General features: G+C 71.4%; 16 protein-coding genes. 5 read left to right on the top strand and 11 right to left on the bottom strand.

All coding sequences use genetic code 11. The features are described 5' to 3' along the window. Nucleotides 1-12: 12 nt before the first annotated feature. Genes sbnB through FHS34_RS39355 form a run of 3 tightly spaced genes read left to right on the top strand, consistent with a single transcriptional unit; the run spans nucleotide 13 to nucleotide 3,513 of the window. Nucleotides 13-1,011, top strand: a complete 999-nt coding sequence (gene sbnB / locus FHS34_RS39365) for a 2,3-diaminopropionate biosynthesis protein SbnB (protein ID WP_184974896.1) — start codon at nucleotides 13-15, stop codon at nucleotides 1,009-1,011. Then, nucleotides 1,008-2,318, top strand: coding sequence for an MFS transporter (locus tag FHS34_RS39360; protein ID WP_184974893.1), 1,311 nt, complete (start codon nucleotides 1,008-1,010; stop codon nucleotides 2,316-2,318). Before sbnB ends, FHS34_RS39360 begins: the two co-directional genes overlap by 4 nt. After that, nucleotides 2,284-3,513 carry an ATP-grasp domain-containing protein gene (locus tag FHS34_RS39355; RefSeq protein ID WP_184974891.1) on the top strand — a complete coding sequence of 410 codons (1,230 nt, stop codon included), beginning with the start codon at nucleotides 2,284-2,286 and terminating at the stop codon, nucleotides 3,511-3,513. Before FHS34_RS39360 ends, FHS34_RS39355 begins: the two co-directional genes overlap by 35 nt. A 250-nt stretch (nucleotides 3,514-3,763) precedes the next feature. Here the strand turns inward: FHS34_RS39355 and FHS34_RS39350 are convergent, their stop codons facing one another. Together FHS34_RS39350 and FHS34_RS39345 are read right to left on the bottom strand one after the other, a co-directional pair. Then, nucleotides 3,764-4,366, bottom strand: coding sequence for a response regulator transcription factor (locus FHS34_RS39350; protein ID WP_184974888.1), 603 nt, complete (start codon nucleotides 4,364-4,366; stop codon nucleotides 3,764-3,766). Nucleotides 4,367-4,656: 290 nt separating this feature from the next. Next, nucleotides 4,657-6,099, bottom strand: coding sequence for an MFS transporter (locus FHS34_RS39345; RefSeq protein ID WP_225817901.1), 1,443 nt, complete (start codon nucleotides 6,097-6,099; stop codon nucleotides 4,657-4,659). 130 nt (nucleotides 6,100-6,229) lie between these two features. On the opposite strand from FHS34_RS39345, the gene FHS34_RS39340 reads away from it, so the two are divergent. Both FHS34_RS39340 and FHS34_RS39335 read left to right on the top strand, forming a co-directional pair. Then, entirely contained in the window at nucleotides 6,230-6,946 is a 717-nt protein-coding gene (locus tag FHS34_RS39340) for a TetR/AcrR family transcriptional regulator (protein ID WP_184974885.1), read from the top strand. Nucleotides 6,947-7,323: 377 nt separating this feature from the next. Beyond that, nucleotides 7,324-8,394, top strand: coding sequence for a ketoacyl-ACP synthase III family protein (locus FHS34_RS39335; protein ID WP_184974882.1), 1,071 nt, complete (start codon nucleotides 7,324-7,326; stop codon nucleotides 8,392-8,394). A gap of 455 nt (nucleotides 8,395-8,849) precedes the next feature. Here FHS34_RS39335 and FHS34_RS39330 read toward each other — a convergent pair whose 3' ends face one another. The 9 genes from FHS34_RS39330 to FHS34_RS39290 form a co-directional block, all read right to left on the bottom strand. Beyond that, on the bottom strand, nucleotides 8,850-10,478 hold the full coding sequence (locus FHS34_RS39330; RefSeq protein ID WP_184974879.1) for a pyridoxal-dependent decarboxylase: 1,629 nt from the start codon (nucleotides 10,476-10,478) through the stop codon (nucleotides 8,850-8,852). A gap of 43 nt (nucleotides 10,479-10,521) precedes the next feature. Continuing rightward, complete coding sequence (locus FHS34_RS39325) at nucleotides 10,522-12,009, bottom strand: APC family permease (RefSeq protein ID WP_184974876.1); 1,488 nt, start codon at nucleotides 12,007-12,009, stop codon at nucleotides 10,522-10,524. Nucleotides 12,010-12,291: 282 nt separating this feature from the next. Beyond that, on the bottom strand, nucleotides 12,292-12,858 hold the full coding sequence (locus FHS34_RS39320; RefSeq protein ID WP_184974873.1) for a 4'-phosphopantetheinyl transferase superfamily protein: 567 nt from the start codon (nucleotides 12,856-12,858) through the stop codon (nucleotides 12,292-12,294). 10 nt (nucleotides 12,859-12,868) lie between these two features. After that, complete coding sequence (locus tag FHS34_RS39315) at nucleotides 12,869-13,123, bottom strand: acyl carrier protein (RefSeq protein WP_184974870.1); 255 nt, start codon at nucleotides 13,121-13,123, stop codon at nucleotides 12,869-12,871. Beyond that, nucleotides 13,116-13,985 carry an alpha/beta fold hydrolase gene (locus FHS34_RS39310; RefSeq protein ID WP_184974867.1) on the bottom strand — a complete coding sequence of 290 codons (870 nt, stop codon included), beginning with the start codon at nucleotides 13,983-13,985 and terminating at the stop codon, nucleotides 13,116-13,118. Before FHS34_RS39310 ends, FHS34_RS39315 begins: the two co-directional genes overlap by 8 nt. Next, complete coding sequence (locus FHS34_RS39305) at nucleotides 13,975-14,973, bottom strand: NAD(P)H-dependent flavin oxidoreductase (protein ID WP_184974864.1); 999 nt, start codon at nucleotides 14,971-14,973, stop codon at nucleotides 13,975-13,977. The genes FHS34_RS39310 and FHS34_RS39305 overlap by 11 nt, the downstream gene beginning before the upstream one ends. Next, complete coding sequence (locus FHS34_RS39300) at nucleotides 14,973-15,800, bottom strand: class-II aminoacyl-tRNA synthetase family protein (RefSeq protein ID WP_184974861.1); 828 nt, start codon at nucleotides 15,798-15,800, stop codon at nucleotides 14,973-14,975. The genes FHS34_RS39305 and FHS34_RS39300 overlap by 1 nt, the downstream gene beginning before the upstream one ends. Next, entirely contained in the window at nucleotides 15,797-16,045 is a 249-nt protein-coding gene (locus FHS34_RS39295; protein ID WP_225817899.1) for an acyl carrier protein, read from the bottom strand. Before FHS34_RS39295 ends, FHS34_RS39300 begins: the two co-directional genes overlap by 4 nt. After that, a complete protein-coding gene (locus tag FHS34_RS39290) occupies nucleotides 16,042-16,920 on the bottom strand; it encodes a diiron oxygenase (protein ID WP_184974858.1) in 879 nt (292 codons plus the stop codon). Before FHS34_RS39290 ends, FHS34_RS39295 begins: the two co-directional genes overlap by 4 nt. Nucleotides 16,921-16,948 lie beyond the last annotated feature (28 nt).

Raw genomic sequence — 16,948 nt, 5'->3', positions numbered from 1 at the left:
GAGGGGACACCGATGGCAGCGTTCTCGGTGCTGAGCGGCGGTGACGTCCACGCGCTGCTGGAGGGCCGCGAGAAGGACGTGATGGAGCAGGTGCGGGCGGCGTATCTGACGCACCATGCGGGCGAGAGCGTCAACCCGGACAGTTACTTCCTGCGGTTCCCCGAGAAGCCCGACGCGCGCATCATCGCGCTGCCCGCGTACCTCGGAGGCGAGGTCGGCGTCGCGGGCATCAAATGGATCAGCAGCTTCCCGGGCAATGTCGCCAGGGGCGAGCCCCGCGCCTCCGCGGTGCTGGTCCTCAACGACTACGGCACCGGCCGCCCGATGGCGCTGATGGAGGCGGCCGGGATCAGCGCGGCCCGCACGGCGGCGTCGGCGGCCCTGGCGTGCACCGTGCTGGGCGGCGACGCGCCCGCCACCGTCGGTGTCGTGGGCGGCGGTGTGATCGCGCGCACGCTCTGCCAGTACCTGCACGCGACCGGTGTCCCGCTCGACCGGGTCCGCTGCCACGACCTCGACCCCCTCTCGGCCGGGGCCCTGACCCGCCACCTGCGCGAGCGGTACGGCTCGGGGGCCCGCGAGGGCGACCTCGAGGCCGCCCTGGACTGCGATCTGGTGCTCCTCGCGACCACGGCTCCGAGCCCGTACGTGCCGGCCGGGCACCGCTTCCGCGCCGGCCAGCTGGTGCTGAACATCTCGCTGCGGGACCTGGCGCCCGAGACGCTGCTGGCGGCCGACAACATCCTGGACGACGTCGAGCACTGCCTGAAGGCGGACACCTCCCCGCACCTGGCCGAACAGCTCACCGGTGGGCGGGAGTTCGTCACCGGCACCCTGGCCGGTGTGCTGCGCGGGGAGGTGGCGCGGCACCCGGACCGGCCTGTCGTCTTCTCGCCGTTCGGGCTCGGCGTCCTCGACCTGGCGGTCGGCCACTGGCTGTACCGGCGCGGGCTGGAGGAGGACCGGCTGATGCCGCTGCCCGGCTTCTTCGCGCAGACACGACGATGGTGAGCGGGACGCCTGCCGCGGCCGTGGCGGGGGCCGGCGCCGGGAGTCCGCTGGCCGCACGGCAGTTGACCGCCCTGGTGGTGGCGCGGGCCACGAGCTGTGCGGGGTTCTTCGCCGTACTGCCCTACCTCGGGCTGTGGCTGGTCGACGCCCAGGGCCTGTCCGGTGGCAGTGCCGGTCTGGTCGTGGGTTCCTCCATTCTGGCCAACCGGGCCGGCGCGGTGCTGCTGATACCGCTGATCCACCGGCTGGGGCTCAAGGCCTCGGTGGTCACCGGCTATACGGGGGCCGTCGCGGTCTTCGCCGTGCTCGGTACGGGGCCGGCGCTTGTGGTCGCCGGCTGGCTGGTGCTCGCCGCGCTGGTCGGCCTGTTCCTGGCGATGGCGACGACCGCGATGAAGGCCTTGGTCGCGGCCCTCCCGGCGGATCAGCGGCTGCGGGGGTTCAGTTACCTCAACATGGCGGTCAACGCGGGGTCCGCGGTGGGCCCGGTCATCGGGGGTCAGTTGCTGCACTGGCACGCGAGCTGGCTGCCGCTCTCGGCGGCGGTGCTCCACCTGGTGGCGCTGGCCGCGGTGCCGGCGCTGCCCGGCACCCGGGGGCGGTCCGAGCGTGCCCTGCCGGCCGCCGAAGGCAGCGGGGGCCGCCGGCTCGTGCGGCGCCGGTTCGTGGTCTTCTCGCTGCTGGCGTGCGGCACCTGGGTGGCGTACGCGCAGGCCGTGGACGTTCTTCCGGCCTACCTGGGTGACACGGTCGACGCCCGCGACCTGGGCCTGGTGTTCACCCTGAACGCCGTGATGGTGGTCGCCCTGCAGGTGCCGGTGTCCTGGCTGTCGGGCCGGGTGCTGGACGCCCCGCGCGGCGGCTTCGGCATCCTGTGGGCCGCGGCCGGCACGGTACTCGCCGTGTCCGTGCTGCTGTTCGCGCTGGGCCGGTCGATCGGCCTGGGCGTGGTGGTCGTGGCGATGGCGCTCTTCACTCTGTCCGAACTGGTCTGGAGTCCGCTCTACGACGCCCAGGTCAGCGAGCGCCGCGGGGCGCTGTCCCTGCCGGCCGCCTATGCCCTGGCGGGTGTGGCCTCGGGTGCCGCGGAGTCGGTGGGGGCGTGGCTCGGGACACTTCTGGTGGTCGGCCACTCCGGGGCGGGACTGCTCTCGCCGGCGGCGGCGCCGTACTGGGGTGCGGCCGCTCTCGCTCTCCTCACCGGCCTGGCCATGGCCTGGGACGGGCGTTCGTCGTCCGCCGGGCCGCTCGACGTGCACGACGGAGAAGGGAATGACCATGACATGGATGTGTCTGCTCGGGCCTAGCCCCGGCGGGGCGAGGGCGATCGCCTTGCACGGCCACCGGCCCGTGGTGCTGGTCACCCCGGGCGTGGCGGTGCCGCGCGAGGTGGCGGAGCACGCGGAGCGCGTCGTCTTCTGTCCGATCACCGACCATGACGCGGTGCGGGCGGCCGTGGGCCGTCTGATCGCCGAGTTCGGGCCGCCGCGTCTGGTCCTGTCCTTCACCGAGTACGCCCAGGAGGTCTGCGCGCGCATCGCGACCGGCCTCGGGCTGCCGTCCGTCTCCCCCGCCGCCGCGGCCCGCGCCCGCGACAAGGCGGCGATGCGCCGTCTGCTCGCGGACACGCCCTACGCCTGGCGGTACGCCGCCGGCACCGCCGACGAGGTCGCCGCCGCGGTGCGGGGCGAACCGGACGGTGTCTGCTGGATCGTCAAGCCGGCTGACGGTGCGGGCAGCATCGGGGTGTCGGCTCTGCGGTCGTACGCCGAGCTGGCGCGGTGGCAGGCCGGGGCGGCGGCCGCCGCCGGGGCGGAAGGGACGGCGGCGGAAGGGGGCGGCTCCTCCCGCTACATCGTCGAACACCGGGCGGACGGGCCGGAGTTCAGCGTCGAGGCGGTCAGCGCGGCGGGCCGGCACACCGTGCTGGCGATCACCGCGAAGCAGACCACGGGCAGCCCCGGCTTCGTGGAGACGGGACACATGGTCCCCGCTCCCCTGGCCGAGAGCGACGCCGAGCGGCTCCGGGAGGCGGTGCGCTGCGTCCTGGACCGGCTGGAGATCGGCAGCGGCGCCAGCCACACCGAACTGCGGCTGGATCCGGTGCACGGGCCCGTCGTCATCGAGACGCACACCCGGGTCGGCGGCGACTGCATTCCGGAACTCGTCGAACTGGCCACGGGTCAGGACCAGTACGAGCGTACGGTGGCGGCGCTGCTGGGAACGGCCCCGGCGCTGACCGCGGCCCCGGCCGCACCGGGGGCGGCGATCAGCTTCGTGCTGCCGCCCGCCTGCGGAACCCTCACGGCCGTCGCCGTCACTCCCGCGGACGACGTCCTGCGCTGGAGCTTCGACCGCGCGCCCGGCGAGAGGCTGTCGGACCTGGACAGCTCCGAGGACCGCGTGGGCTACGCGATCGCCCTGGGCCGGACGGCGGTGGAGGCGATGGAAAACGCCGCCAAAGCGACGGCCGGCGTCTATCTCCAGGTCGCCGCGCCCTGACCCCGTACGCGCGGGCCCCGGTTCGACGCCGCTCTCCGCCCGCCGCCCCCGGTACCCGGCCCAGGCCGGGACCGGGGGCGGCGGGCGTTTCGGCACGCACCGGGCGGCACGGCGGTGGCGGGCGGGAATCCGGCCCGGGAACGACAGGCAGTGCCCCGCGCACCATGGCCTTTCCGCGGGGTGGCACACGGATCCGGCGGCATGCGTCGGTCAGCGGGCATCCCGGAACCCGGCGCCGGGCTTCCTTCGGTCAGATCCAGCGCGCGTCGCGGGCGATGCGCAGCGCGTCGATGCGGTTGCGGGCCCCCATCTTCGTCACCATGGATGCGAGGTAGTTCCGCACCGTGCCCTGCGAGAGATGCATGCGGCCCGCTATTTCGCGGACCGTGTCACCCCGGGCGACGTGTTCGAGCACGGAGAACTCGCGTGCGCTGAGCGGGCAGTCGCTGTTGCTCAGCGCGGCCACCGTCAGCTCCGCGTCGAAGACCCGCTCTCCTTGGTGCACGCGGTGGATGGCCTCGACGAACTGGCGTGGTGACACGCTGCGTTCCACGATGCCGGCGATACCGGCATCGAATGCCTGGCGGACGACCGACCGCGTCACCGCGGTGGCGAGCAGCATGCTCCGGCATCCCAGGTGCGCGATCTTCTCGGCGATGGTGATCGCGTCGCTGTCCTCGCCCTCGAAGCCGATGATCGCGACATCGGGTCGGTGCGTCTCGGCGAATTGCAGCGCGGCGAAGTTGCTTTCCGCGGGTCCGACGACGCGGACCTCCTCGCGTCGCTCCAGCAGTGCAGCCAGCGCGAAGCGGGACAGATGCAGGTCATCAGACACCAGGACATCGATTCCCATGCGATCCCCCTGAGTAGTTGCTCGATAGCTCGTCATTGTGGGGAGCGCGACTGGGTGAAGTCTGGATGCCGTCTGTACAAAAGCCCGGGTGCCTTCTCCGTGAGGGGCCCGTGGCCGCCGTGACGCGGTGTCCTTCCTGGTGCCGGCGGCACGCGGGCCCGGTCGGTCCGTCGGCGACCGCCCGGGGACACGGTCCCCGGTGCTCGATCGGCGTCGGGAGAGGCCCCGGTGGCCGGCCGGGGGCCGTGTCCGTGAGGTTCGAACCGGGTGCCGCCTCGCGGTCCGTCAGGTCACGGCTTCTGCGCTTCGTCGGCGGGGGCGGGCCGGGGCAGGACGAAGACCGCGATGAGGACGGCGCAGACGAGGATTCCGGCGCCGACCAGCATGCCGAGGGCGTATCCGGCGTTGAGGCGGCCGGGCGTGATCGCATGGCCGGTGCGGTCGGCGGCGACGGTGCCGAGGGCCGCGAGGCCGAGCGAGGCACCGATCTGGCGCGTGCTGTTGAGCACGCCGGAGGCGGCACCCGCCTCGTGGGGCAGGACGCCGCCGGTGGCGATGGAGACGGCCGGCGCGAGGCACAGGCCTATGCCGACGCTGGCCAGGACGGACGGGCCGAGGACGTCGACCAGGAACGAGCCGTCGGAGCGGATCAGTCCGAACCAGGCGTAGCCGAGCGCGGCCAGCGTGCCACCGGTGATCAGCATGTTCCGGGGGGCGAACTTGTAGCCGAACTTGACGGCGAGGGTGGAGCCGACGACCACGCCCAGCATGAACGGCAGGAATTCGGCTCCGGCGCGGGCCGGGCTGCCGCCGAGCACCCGCTGGAGGTAGAGGGAGACGAAGTACAGGGCCGAGGCCATGGCGCCGCCGAACAGCAGCATGTAGAGGTTGGCGCCCGCGACCGAGCGGTTGGCCAACAGGCCGAGGCGGATGACCGGGTCGCGCTTGGTGGTCCGCTCGACCTGGATGAACCCGGCCAGCAGGACGACGGCGACCGCCAGGGTGATCAGGGTGGTCGCCGAGGTCCACGGGTGCTGGTCGGTACGGACGACACCGAACACCAGCAGGGCCGCACCCGCCGTGGCCAGCACGGCGCCCAGCACGTCCGGGCGGCCGCGGCGCGCGGCGGGGGTGTCCTGGGCGACGCCGCGCCAGGACAGGGCCAGCGCGAGGGCGGCCATCGGCAGGTTGACGTACATCACCCACTGCCAGCCCGCGTACTGGGTGAGCAGTCCGCCGACCAGGACGCCGACGGCGCCGCCGGAGGCGTTCACCGCGCTCCAGATACCGAAGGCCTTCACGCGTTCCCTGCCGCCGGGAAAGGTCGAGGCGAGCAGCGCCAGCGCCGCCGGTGCGACCGCCGCGGCGCCGATGCCCTGCGCGGCGCGTGCGGCCACCAGTTGGCCGGGGGCCTGCGCGAGGCCGCCGGCGAGGGAGGCGATGCCGAACAGGCCGAGCCCTAACAGCATCACGCGCTTGTGCCCGTACCGGTCGGCGATCTTGCCGCCCAGCAGGAGCAGGCCGCCGAAGGTGAGGGCGTACGCGTGGATCACCCAGGTCAGGCCCACCTCGCTGAAGCCGAGGCCGCTGCCGATCCGGGGAAGGCCGACGTTCACCACCGTCAGGTCCAGCGACACCATGAACTGCACGACGGAGACCGCGGCGAGGGTGGTCCCAGGCCGCGCGCCGCTCGCGACGCGTGTCTCCTCACTCGCTACTTGCGTACTTGCCACCGCACCCAGCCCCTCTGCGTCTGGTCGTGCCGAAGAATTTCCGACCGTGTTCCGAAATTAGCAGCGGAGGCGGAGAGGTGTCGACCGTGCAGGTCGAACAGCGGGTGACGCGGCGAGGCATGATGGGGCGATGCCCCGATCGAACGCACCGCGCCGGCCCGTCGGCCGTCCCCCCGTGACCTCCCGCGAACAGATCCTGACCGCGGCCCGCGCTCTCATCGACGAGTACGGCTGGGAGAAACTCACGGTCCGCCGGCTCGCGTCCGAGATCGGCGTCGGGACGACGACCCTGTACTCGCACGTACGGGACAAGGAGGATCTGCTGTTCCTGCTGATCTACGAGTACGCGGAGCAGATTCCGCACCCCGAGCTGCCGGACGAGCCGCGGGAGCGGATCACCACGGCCGCCGTCGCGATCCACGACGGCCTGGCGGCGTGGCCCTGGGCCGCGGAGGTGCTCACCACCGACGGGTTCATCGCCCGGCTCGGCGACTCGTTCCTGTGGCTGGTGGAGACGATCCTGGCCGGAGTCGTCGACGCCGGGTGCCCCCGGGAGCAGGCCGTCCGGATCTTCCGCAGCATCTGGTACTACACGGTCGGCGAGATCCTCGTGCGCGCGCACACCCGCCGCCGCAAGATGGACGAACAGGACCCCACCTGCCTCAACCCCTACTTCGGCAACGCCGACGGCCCGCTCCGGCACTCGCATCTGGCCGCCATCGCCGACCGGTGGGCGGCGCTGGCCGGGCAGGACACCTTCGCGCAGGGGCTCCGCGCCTTCGTCGACGGCCTGCTCGCGCAGTGCCTGACGCAGACACCGGGAGCGCCGGACGCCGGGGCGAGCTGACCGTTCAACTGCCTTCCGTGGGCAGTTGCACATGCGAGCACGGCCGTCGCGGGCACAACGGTTCAACGTCTCGGATTCAACCCGCGCGTCGGTCGCCCATATCACGCGCGGCTTTCCGTGACTCCCTCACGCATTCGCAGGGGTGTTTACATTCCGCGCGCCCGCGTCCGGCCTGGTCGCAGAGTTCGTCCCCCGGCCGGGGACGACGATGCCGCCGGAAGTCATGAGGAATGCATCTACGAGGGACCGGGGCCGGCATTGTAGCGTGACCGCATCCCGACGAGGCCTCCGCGATCCGGGTCCCGACTCGCGGAGCATGACCGCGCTCACGCACACCATTGCCGGACGGGCATCGAACTCGGAAGAAGAATTCGACCATGAACATCCCTGTCTATATCGCGTCGGCTGCGGCCTGGATTCCGTCCGCGGAATCGGCGGCGGAAGCGGTGGCTGCCGGTATTTACCCTGCCGACGACAACGCCACCAACAGAATTCCGTGCCTGCCGGTGGCCACTGATGAGGTGTCGGTTCCCGACATGGGAGCGATCGCGGGGCGAAAAGCCCTCGACCGGGCCGCGGACGTGGTCGGAGGCCGGGTCGATCTGATCCTGCATGCGTCGATCTACCACCAGGGCCGCGACCACCACTGGAACTCGGCTCCCTACATCCAGCGTGAGCTGGGCATCACCGACGCCTTCGCCCTGAACCTGGAGGGGATGTCGAACGGAGGCATGGCGGCGATCGATCTGGCGATGGCCCGGCTCGAAGCCGGCCGGGGAACCAGCGCGCTGGTCACCACGGCCGACCGGTTCTGTCCGCCCGGGTTCGACCGGTGGCGGGGGTCGTACGGCATCGTCTTCGGCGACGGAGCCACGGCGATGGTCCTCTCCACGACCGGTGGTTTCGCTCGCATCCATGCCATCACCTCGGCCACCGATGCCTCCCTGGAACCGCTGCACCGTGGCACCGCCCCGTTCACCAACGCCTACGGGGTGGTCGCCGACGAGAATCTGCGCACTCCCAAGAAGTCGTATCTGGAGGAGGTCGGGACGGAGTCGGTGCTGCAGCGCGCCGAGGAGACGCTGATGAGCGCCATCTCCGAGGTGCTCGGCCGGACCGGGAACAAGCTCGACGACTTCGCCAGGATCCTGCTGCCCAACATGGGGCACGGGATGATGGAGGCCCAGTTCTTCAAGCCGCTGGACATCCCGGCCGAGCGCACGCTGTGGAACTGGGGCCGCTACGCGGGGCACTTGGGCGCAGGCGACCTGACCGCGGCGGTGGCCCGCCTGGTGGAGAAGAAGGAAGTCGGCCCGGGCGACCTCGTGCTCCTGGTCGGCACCGGAGGAGGCTACTCGGTGACCGTGGCGGTGCTGGAGATCGAGTCGGTACCGGAGTGGCCCGAGACCACCACCGACTTCGCCCTGCCCGCCGACGTCACACCGTGAGTTCGCCCATGACCGGGGCACCGGCGTCGCCGTAACCCCGCCACGTCCACGGCCGGCCGCGCGGATTCGAACCCCTCGGATCCGCCGCCGGCGTGAGGCGGACAGAACCCTCCCGGCCGTCCCGGCCCCCTCCGGGACGGCATCGCCGCGTCCGAGCGGGCGCCGCGCCCCTCCCCCGCCGGCCACACCCGCCTCCCGGCCTCGGCCCCAAGCCCCCGTGCATCTGCCTGGTCCGGCAGGTGTGCGGGGGCGAGGCGTGCACGGGGCGCGGCGCCTTCCCCGAGCCGTCGGATGTGTGCCGGTGCACCGCGCCGCCGCGGTACTGGCGGCTGCGGGCCCTCCCGCGGCGCAACGGAAGGGGCCCCTGTGCCCGGGGGGCACGGGGCCCGCTCACCGCTCCCACCGACCAGCCACGGCAGGGCACCCGCCGCCCGGGGGTCCGCGGTCCGCGACGCTCAGGCGAACGCGCCCGGCTGTCGCAGCTCGCCGATGAGTTCGTCGACACGCTGCCGGGTGAGGTGGCGCATCGCATACAGGTGGACGTAGGTGCGCGCGACGCCGTCGACGTGCACGGTTTCGCTGGAAAGTGAGTAGCGGCGGACGATGTCCGCGTGTGGCCGGCGAAACCGTACGGTCAGCGACTGCGGGCTGCGGGCCACCCACAGGTCCTGGTCCAGCTGGTCCTGCAGTGCGAGGAGTTGCGCGTGCGCGTAGGCGGCGAGGCCGTCGCACTCGGCCGCGAGCCGGGCCTGGTCGTCGTAGGAGTGACGGGCCAGATAGTCCCACATCAGCAGCGAGGAGAAGCCGTTGCGGGACCCCGCGAAGGTGGTGTCGGCGGCGCCGATGTACTCCGATGCCCTGGGCGGGGCCATCTGCAGTCCGGTGCGGGTCATGAACACCCCGCACGCCCACGGTGTCCCCATCCATTTGTGGCCGCTCATGGTCAGTGAGTGCAGGTCGCCGAGCCGGAAGTCGAAGGCCGGGGGGGCCTGTTCCACCAGGCCGGCGTCCCGGGCCATCTCCAGGTACGGCACGTAGCCGGCTCCGAGTGCCCCGTCGACGTGCAGCCAGAATCCCGACCGCTCGTCGTGGTCGCCGTCCTGGCCGCGGTGGACGCGCCGGTGGTCCAGCCCGTGTTCGGCGCAGATGCCGCGCACCGTGGCAGCGACCGCCTCGATGTCGTCGTAGGCGCCCTTGAAGGTGGAGCCGTAGTTGAGGCTGAGCAGGATCGGGTGGCCGCGGCGGGCGAAGAACCGCACCAGGACGGCGAGTTGTTCGACATCGATGGCGCCGTCCTCGGTGGAGGGCACTTCGCGCGGCCAGGGGGTTCCCGGCGCGAGGGGGTTGTCGTCGGGGTAGCGCGTGGAGCCCAGGGCGTGGAAGGTGTCGATGTCCAGCGCCCGTACGGCCTTGGTCAGCGAGTAGTGGGTGTCTTCGGAGAAGAACGCCACCGGGTGGAAGGCGTGCGGGCCTTCGCCGTGCGGGGCCTGCTCGACGGCCCGGTCGCCCGGTGTGCGGTGGTGCGTGCGCAGGGGCTTGCCCGACAGGTAGTCCCGTGCGTTCCACAGGCCGTACAGGTTGCCTTCGCTGGCGCCCATGGTCAGGACGTAGCCCCAGTACGACTCGGGGTCCTGCGGGTTGTGCGGCCACTTCGCGTGCCACAGTGAGGCGAAGTAGTCGAGTACGGCCCGCTCGAGCACCTTGGAGTTGAGCGTGTACGAGCTGGACTGGTAGGGGTCTCCGACGTTGTTGAGGTGCCGGTTGAGATAGTGCCCGAGGCGCTGTTCGTAATCGAGGGCGCTGGTGACCTGGTAGCCGGCGAAGTTGCGGGTCTGGGTGTCTATGTGGCGGCGGAACAGTGCCTCGGCCTCGGTGTACTGGTCCGCGTCCAGTCCGGTGGGCGGCAACTGCACCTTGTGATGGGGTACTTCGGGGACGCTGGTATAGGCCGTGCGGGGGTCCAGGGACGGCGGGGTGCCGTAGGGGCGGCCGCCGCCGACCCGCAGGCCGCTGAAGGTCTTCTGCCACGGGGTGTCTTCGGGGCCGAAGGGTATGTCCGCGTGCGTTTCGGCTTCACGAGGCATGGGAGCTGGTCCTTTCACTGCGCGGCTCCGGAGCGAGGCGGAGTCACGGCGCTGCTTGGGAGAGGCTGCCGGAAGGGTCACCGACCGGGGCGGCGGGCGGCGCCGGCGCGGTGGCGCCGCCCAGGCGCGCGTAACGGTCCGGGCGGGCCGAGCGCAGCCAGGAGGCAAGGGCGACACCGAGGCCGGCGACGATCAGCAGGAGCCAGGGCAGGGCGGTGACGACGGGATCGGTGGTCCCGGTCAGGACGTCGAAGTTCGACACGACCAGAATCGCTGCGGTGATCAGCCCCAGGGCTCCCAGCGCCGGCGCGATGACGGTCTGCCAGCGTCCCTCGCTCCGGTGACGGAAGTAACCGATCACGGCCACCGAGGCCAGTGCCTGCAGCAGGATGATCCCGAGGGTGCCCAGCCCCAGCATGCTGGTCGACATGTTCACGTACGGGTCGAGGCCCGCGGCCGCGAACAGGGCGACCGTCACCGTGCTGAAGACGGTCTGGATCACGCTGGCCCGGTGCACGGAGCCGTGCCCGGTGTGGGTGGTGTGGAGGCTGCCCGGCAGCAGTCCGTCGCGGCCCAGGGCGTACATGTACCGGTTGGCGGCGTTGTGCAGCGCCAGCCAGGACGCGAACAGGCTGGTGCACAGCAGGACTTGCATGGTGACGGTGGCCGGGTTCCCCAGGTAGCCGTCGCTGAGCCGGAAGAACAGGTCGCCGAGGTGGTCCGCGGCCTGGGCGCGTACCCGCTCGGGTCCCAGAGCGCCGACGGCCACCCAGCTGGTCAGGGCGTAGAACGAGGCGACCACCAGCACGGCGATGACGGTGGCGCGGGGCACGCTGCGGTGGGGTGCCTTGGCCTCCTCGCCGTACAGGGCGGCCGATTCGAAGCCGAGGAAGGAGGCGAAGCCGAACATCACGGAGACGCCGAGCCCGGGGGCGAGCACCGCGTGCGGGGCGAAGGAGGCGGCGGGGAGGGCCGTGCCGCCGTGGCGGGCCAGGATGGCGATGTCCAGTGCGACCAGGATGGCGATCTCGCACACCATGCACAGGGAGAGCAGCCGGGCGCTGAGGTCGGCTTCTCGGTAGCCGAGCATGCCGACCAGGAGCAGGCCGAGTCCTGCCCAGGCCTGCCAGGGCAGGTCGAGTCCATGGGCTGCGGCCACGCTCTGGGTGAAGTAGGCGAAGGCGCCGAGAACCCCGACCGTGGCGGCGTTGTAGGCGAGGACCGCGAGGAGGCCCGCCCCGGCGGCCGCGCGGCGGCCGAGGCCGTGGGCGATGTGGGTGTAGAAGCCGCCCATGTGGCTGATCCGGCGTGCGATGGCGGCGTAGCCGGCGGAGAAGCACAGCAGGGTCAGGCCCGCGAAGAGGAACATCGCGGGCACGCCGGGGCCGGTGCCGATGGCGAGGGCGAGCGGGACGGTGAACACCATCGCGGCCAGGGGGGCGGCCGCGGCGATGATGATGAACACGATCTTGGGGGTGGTCAGCGTGCGCTGGAAGCGTGCGCTGTGCTGGGGCGGGGGTGTGCCGGTCATGAGGGTCTCCAGAGGGGGGCAACGGCCCTCGCACGAGCGGGCGTGCGCGCTCGCGCGCGGGCGGGTGGGCACAGGGGTCGAGGCGTCGGGCCGGGCCGGAGGGTCGCGACGGGGTGGGGCGGCCCGGCGTGCGAAGCGGTGTTCAGCGCCGCGTCCTTCCTGGCCGGCCCGCACGGCCGGCGGATCCGCCGTCCGGTCCGCGGGATCGCCCCACCGGTGCGTCGAGGCCGCCCGTTCGTCCGGGGCGCGCGCCGGATGCGCTTCCTCCCCCTGCCGCCGGCGTCAACGCCGTATCGCCACGGCGAACGAATGGTCCGCCTCCGGGCGGATCCACACCGGCACCGATTCGCCGCCGTACGCTGCGGTCAGCGCCCCGCCGGACCGGCTGAGGCGGATCTGCCAGAACAGGAACTCACCCAGGGTTCCGAGGCAGTTCATCGCCTTGAACGCGGCTTCCTTGGCGGCGAACAGGTCGCGCGCGGTGTAGGGGCCGGCCGGAGCGAGCAGCAGGCGCCGCTCCCGTTCCCGCAGGATGAACGCGGCCGTACGAGAGGTGATGGTCGCGGGCTCGATGTCGACGCCGACCGCCTCGGCACCGGGGGCCACGACGGCGACCGCGAGCCGGTCGGTGTGGGAGATCGAACCGGTGAACCCCCGGGGGAAGAGCGGCCTGCCGTCCCGGGCCCGGGGCACGGTCCGCTCGATCGACCCGGCTGCGGCCAGTGCCGCGGCGGCCGCACGACGGCCGGCCGCGAACTGCTCGGCCGGTCCGTGGGGCGGCGGCACCGGGGACGTCCCCATCGACATCTCCGGTGCCGCGTTCCGGAGCACGGCCGGCTCGGCGGTCACCGTGAGCCCCTCAGCCGCGCAGCGCCACGACATGGCCTGCCAGTGAATCGATCGAGCGCAGCACCTCGGGCCGCACGTCGTCGGCCCACTCGAAACCGAACGCGTCCTCCATCGCGACCAGCAGAGCGACCAGCGCGGTGGACGGGACCCCGGCCTCGCGGAGCGACACGGCGTCGTGCACTGTGCTGACGAAGGAGGGGCCGCCGAACACATCGACCAGCAGCTCGCGGATCCGCCGCCGTACCTCCACGGCCGTGTCAGACATGCTCTTCCGCTTCGTCGATGAACTTGTGCACGAGCTCCTGGAAGCCCACGGGGTCGTCGAGGAAGGGCACATGGCCGGCCTTCGGCATGATCGCGCAGCGGCCGTTCGGGAACAGCGCGGCCAGTTCGTGGCCCGCCGTCGGGCCGAGCAGAATGTCGTCGTCGCCCAGGGCGATCAGCGTCGGCGCCTGGATGCGGGTCAGCAACTCGGTGCTGGGATCACCCTGCTGGGCCAGCGTCAGGCCGTTGTTGAGCTCCTCGGGCGTCGACATGGCGAGGAAGCTCTCCCGCAGGCCGAGGAAGCCCGGCACGCCGTACTCCTCGATCATCTGCGTGCTGACGAACTCGGGGTACATGTGGCTGAACAGCACGGGTATGTCGTGGCTGTTCAACGTCCGCAGCCAGGCCCGCTGGAGCATCCGGTGACGCCGTATCTGCGGGCCGACGACCGGTCCGGCCAGCACCAGGCCTCGGACCCGGTCGGGGTAGGTGAGGGCCACGTCACGGGCGAGCTGGGTGGAGGCCGACGAGGCGAGCAGGTACGTCGAGTCGATCTCCAGGGCGTCGAGCAGTCCGACCAGGTCCGCCGCGTGCTCCTCCCAGGCCGGTTCCTGTCCCAGGCGCGTGGAGTGGCCGTGATTGCACAGGTCGTAGCTGACCACGCGGTAGTGCTTGGCGAGTTCGTCGGTGTAGTCGCGCCAGAACGGGGCGGTGAAGAAGAAGTTGTTGAGCGTCGTGATGGCGATGCCCTCACCTGTGGACTCGCAGTAGAGTTCGACGCCCTCCCGGGTGCGTACCAGCGGTGTGTCCTCGCGGTAGCTCAGGTCGTGGTAGTACTCGTCCTGCACTGCATCAGCCGACATGATGTTCCGCCTTCTCCTCGGTGTTGACGACTTCGGCCCCCGCAAGGACCCGTGCGAATGCGGCGACGACGTCGGCCGCCGAGACCTCCTCGGAGATCTCGCCGCAGGACCGGCCGCAGTACAGCGCCATCTCTTCGATGCGGCCGCTGGTCGCCTCGGTGGGCACCGCCGCGCTGAAGCGCGGCACCAGGTACGGCTTTCCTTCGACCAGCGTCTTGCCGATGAACTTCGCGGGCTGCCCGGGGTCGGCGGTGACGGCCGTGGCGAGCACGCGGTGCCGTCGGCCCGGCCACCCGATCTCGTACACATCGGTGATCACGGTGTCGGTCTCGTCCGCGTCGGTGACCGCCGACTTGAAGCGGGCGTGGGCCCGCGATTCGTGAGCGACGACGAAGGCGGTGCCGAGCAGCACCCCGTCGGCGCCGGCGGCCAGTGCCCGTGCGGCCTCCCCGGGCGAGCCGATTCCGCCCGAGGCGACGAGGCAGGCGTCGGGCACCCGTGCCCGCAGTGCGCCCATCAGGTCGTCACGTCGCGACGTACCGAGCAGGTGACCGCCCGCCTCGATTCCCTGCGCCACCACCACGGCGCCCCGCGCGGCCGCGTGGACACCGTCCTCGACCGTCCCGACCTGCACCACCAGGTGCCGGCCCGCTGCGGTGACCCGGTCGAACACGGCGTCGTGGGGCATGCCGAAGAAGGACAGGTGCACGCGGTCCGGTGTCTCGTCGAGCACCTGCGCCACTTGCCGGTCCAGCTCGTCCGGCCCGACCACTTCCGGGATCAGGTTCACGCCGACGGGCCGGTCGGTGCCCGAGGTCAGCCGGGCGAGCATGGCCGACAGTGCGCCGCCGGCCAGCTTGTAGCCGCCCGCGCAGCCCGCGGCGCCCGCGTCGGACACCGCGCAGGCCAGTTCCGAGCCCGCTACACCGCCCATGCCGGACTGCAGCAGACTCACGTCGGTGCCGAGCACCCCCGCCACGGACGGCATCAGCTCAGGCTCTCGACCGCGGACGCGGCGGCGTCGGCGCTGCCGAACCGCTCGGTCAGGGTGTGCACCCAGCGCTCCAGGCCGAAGGCGAGGCAGCTGGTGTGCGCCGTGTCCTCGCCGGCCAGGATGCCGCACCGCTCGCCGAAGAAGTTGCGGTGGTAGTTGACCGAGCCGATCGCCAGGCCGCCCACGACGAACTCCTCCTTGACCGGGAACAGCCGCTGCATCTTCGCCTTGCCGCTGTTCTTGTCGAAGAACGGGTCGGTGGCGGCCTCGAGACGGACGTCCAGGCCGAGTTCGGCGCACAGGGCCGTCACGGCGTCCTTGGCGCGGAGCAGGTGGTTCTTGGCCACGTTCTCCGGCGCCACGCAGACGATCTCCCGCATGGAGAAGCCGAGCAGCCGCTGCAGGCCCTCGTAGTGGGTCTCGTTGCGGAAGCAGGTGCCGACGGTGGTGCGCATCGTCCCTTCGGCGGGCAGCGTGGAGCCCGCCAGGTCGACGTAGATCGAGTAGCAGGCCGCCGAGGGCAGCGCGAACGCGGTCGGCTCCATCACCTCGGCCGGTATCCGCTCGACCGGCCGCTCCGCCTCGGTCAGCAGACCGCCGAGGCGTTGCGGGTCGAGCCGGGTCGCGGCCAGGCCCAGGTGCGGGAAGTTGTCGTAGTAGTCGAACGTGTCGAGGTCCTTGCAGCGCATCAGGAACGGGAACCGGAACTCCGGCGCGTCCCAGCCCTCGGCCAGGCGCCGGAACACCGCGTCGATCGCCCGCAGCACCCTCAGCTGGCTGCCGTCGAGAACTCCCAGGCCGTTGTCGGTCGCCGTGGTCATCGGGCTGCCTCCTCCTTGAAGAAACGGGCGTTCAGCGCGCTGAGGGTGCGGAAGTCGTCGAGATCGAGGTCCTCGGGATCGATCGGCTCCCCGGTCAGCTCTTCCAGCAGGAAGATGAACTCGACGAAGGCCAGCGAGTTGATGGCGCGGCTGTCGATGAGGTCCAGATCGTCGGACAGGTGGTCGAGTGCGGGGTTGCGGCCCACGATGAACTCGCGTACCGCCTGCATGGGCTCGGTCGTCACTTGATCAGCTCCCTGCCGACGCCTGCCTTCGACAGGAACTTCCGGGTCCGCTTCAGCACCTGCTCGTGCGCCTCGGCACGGGCAGGGTGTTCCAGCGCCCGCCGCCGCAGCGCGAGCGCGTCCGGAATGTCCGCGTCGCGGTAGGCGGCCGGGTTGTAGAGGGTGGCGATGCTGTACTGCAGGTAGTTCTCGAGGTACTCGGCGACCGCCGGCACCTCGTCGGGGTCGCGCCTGGACACCTGGGCGAGCAGGTTGGTGAAGATCATCCGGCCGAAGGCGACGTGCCGGCTCTCGTCCTGGTGGTGCACGCGGTTGATCTCGCGGGCGATGTGCGGCAGCGACTGGTCGGTCGCCATGTGGGCGTTGTAGTAGTCGACGATCTCCTCGAAGATCAGGATGCGCGCGAACACGATCAGTTCGCGGGCCACCGGCGAGAGGTGCTCGACCGAGTCGGCCTTGAGCGTCGGCTGCGCGGGGTAGAGCCGGCCTCCGTAGCGCAGGCAGAACTGCGCGAAGAACCACATGTGCTCGTTTTCCTCACCGATGAAGTGGTGCAGGAACTCCGAGACATCCGCGTAGGTCCGCTCGTGAATGCGCATCACGACTTCGTTCAGCAATTCACGGATGCCGTGGATGTTGAGGCTGAAGAAGTTGATCGCCTCGTACTTGGTCAGCGCGATCTGCTGTTCGCGGGTCAGTTCGTCCCACATCTCGGTGCCGGCCAGCGTGGTGAGGCTCTCGCTCATCCACGGCAGGCCGGGCTCGATGGTGTCGGGCCAGTCGAACATCGAATACGGGTTGTAGTAGCCGGATTCGGCTAGGTTCTCCAACCGGTTCAGGTCCAGCACGACCGGCTCGATCTCACGTGTCGCCATTTTTCTGCTCGCCCTTCCGAACGCAGTG

The organism is Streptomyces echinatus (genome assembly GCF_014203595.1).
Lineage (GTDB): Bacteria > Actinomycetota > Actinomycetes > Streptomycetales > Streptomycetaceae > Streptomyces > Streptomyces echinatus.
Note: the sequence above shows the minus strand (reverse complement) of the source record. Positions and strands in the feature narration are given on the sequence as shown.

Coding starts and splice junctions, on each gene's coding strand:
- FHS34_RS39330 (WP_184974879.1), bottom strand. CDS start 10,478: ATGCCTCGTGAAGCCGAAACGCACGCGGACATACCCTTCGGCCCCGAA.
- FHS34_RS39340 (WP_184974885.1), top strand. CDS start 6,230: ATGCCCCGATCGAACGCACCGCGCCGGCCCGTCGGCCGTCCCCCCGTG.
- FHS34_RS39305 (WP_184974864.1), bottom strand. CDS start 14,973: ATGCCGTCCGTGGCGGGGGTGCTCGGCACCGACGTGAGTCTGCTGCAG.
- FHS34_RS39300 (WP_184974861.1), bottom strand. CDS start 15,800: ATGACCACGGCGACCGACAACGGCCTGGGAGTTCTCGACGGCAGCCAG.
- FHS34_RS39335 (WP_184974882.1), top strand. CDS start 7,324: ATGAACATCCCTGTCTATATCGCGTCGGCTGCGGCCTGGATTCCGTCC.
- FHS34_RS39325 (WP_184974876.1), bottom strand. CDS start 12,009: ATGACCGGCACACCCCCGCCCCAGCACAGCGCACGCTTCCAGCGCACG.
- FHS34_RS39355 (WP_184974891.1), top strand. CDS start 2,284: ATGACCATGACATGGATGTGTCTGCTCGGGCCTAGCCCCGGCGGGGCG.
- FHS34_RS39290 (WP_184974858.1), bottom strand. CDS start 16,920: ATGGCGACACGTGAGATCGAGCCGGTCGTGCTGGACCTGAACCGGTTG.
- FHS34_RS39315 (WP_184974870.1), bottom strand. CDS start 13,123: ATGTCTGACACGGCCGTGGAGGTACGGCGGCGGATCCGCGAGCTGCTG.
- sbnB (WP_184974896.1), top strand. CDS start 13: ATGGCAGCGTTCTCGGTGCTGAGCGGCGGTGACGTCCACGCGCTGCTG.
- FHS34_RS39310 (WP_184974867.1), bottom strand. CDS start 13,985: ATGTCGGCTGATGCAGTGCAGGACGAGTACTACCACGACCTGAGCTAC.
- FHS34_RS39350 (WP_184974888.1), bottom strand. CDS start 4,366: ATGGGAATCGATGTCCTGGTGTCTGATGACCTGCATCTGTCCCGCTTC.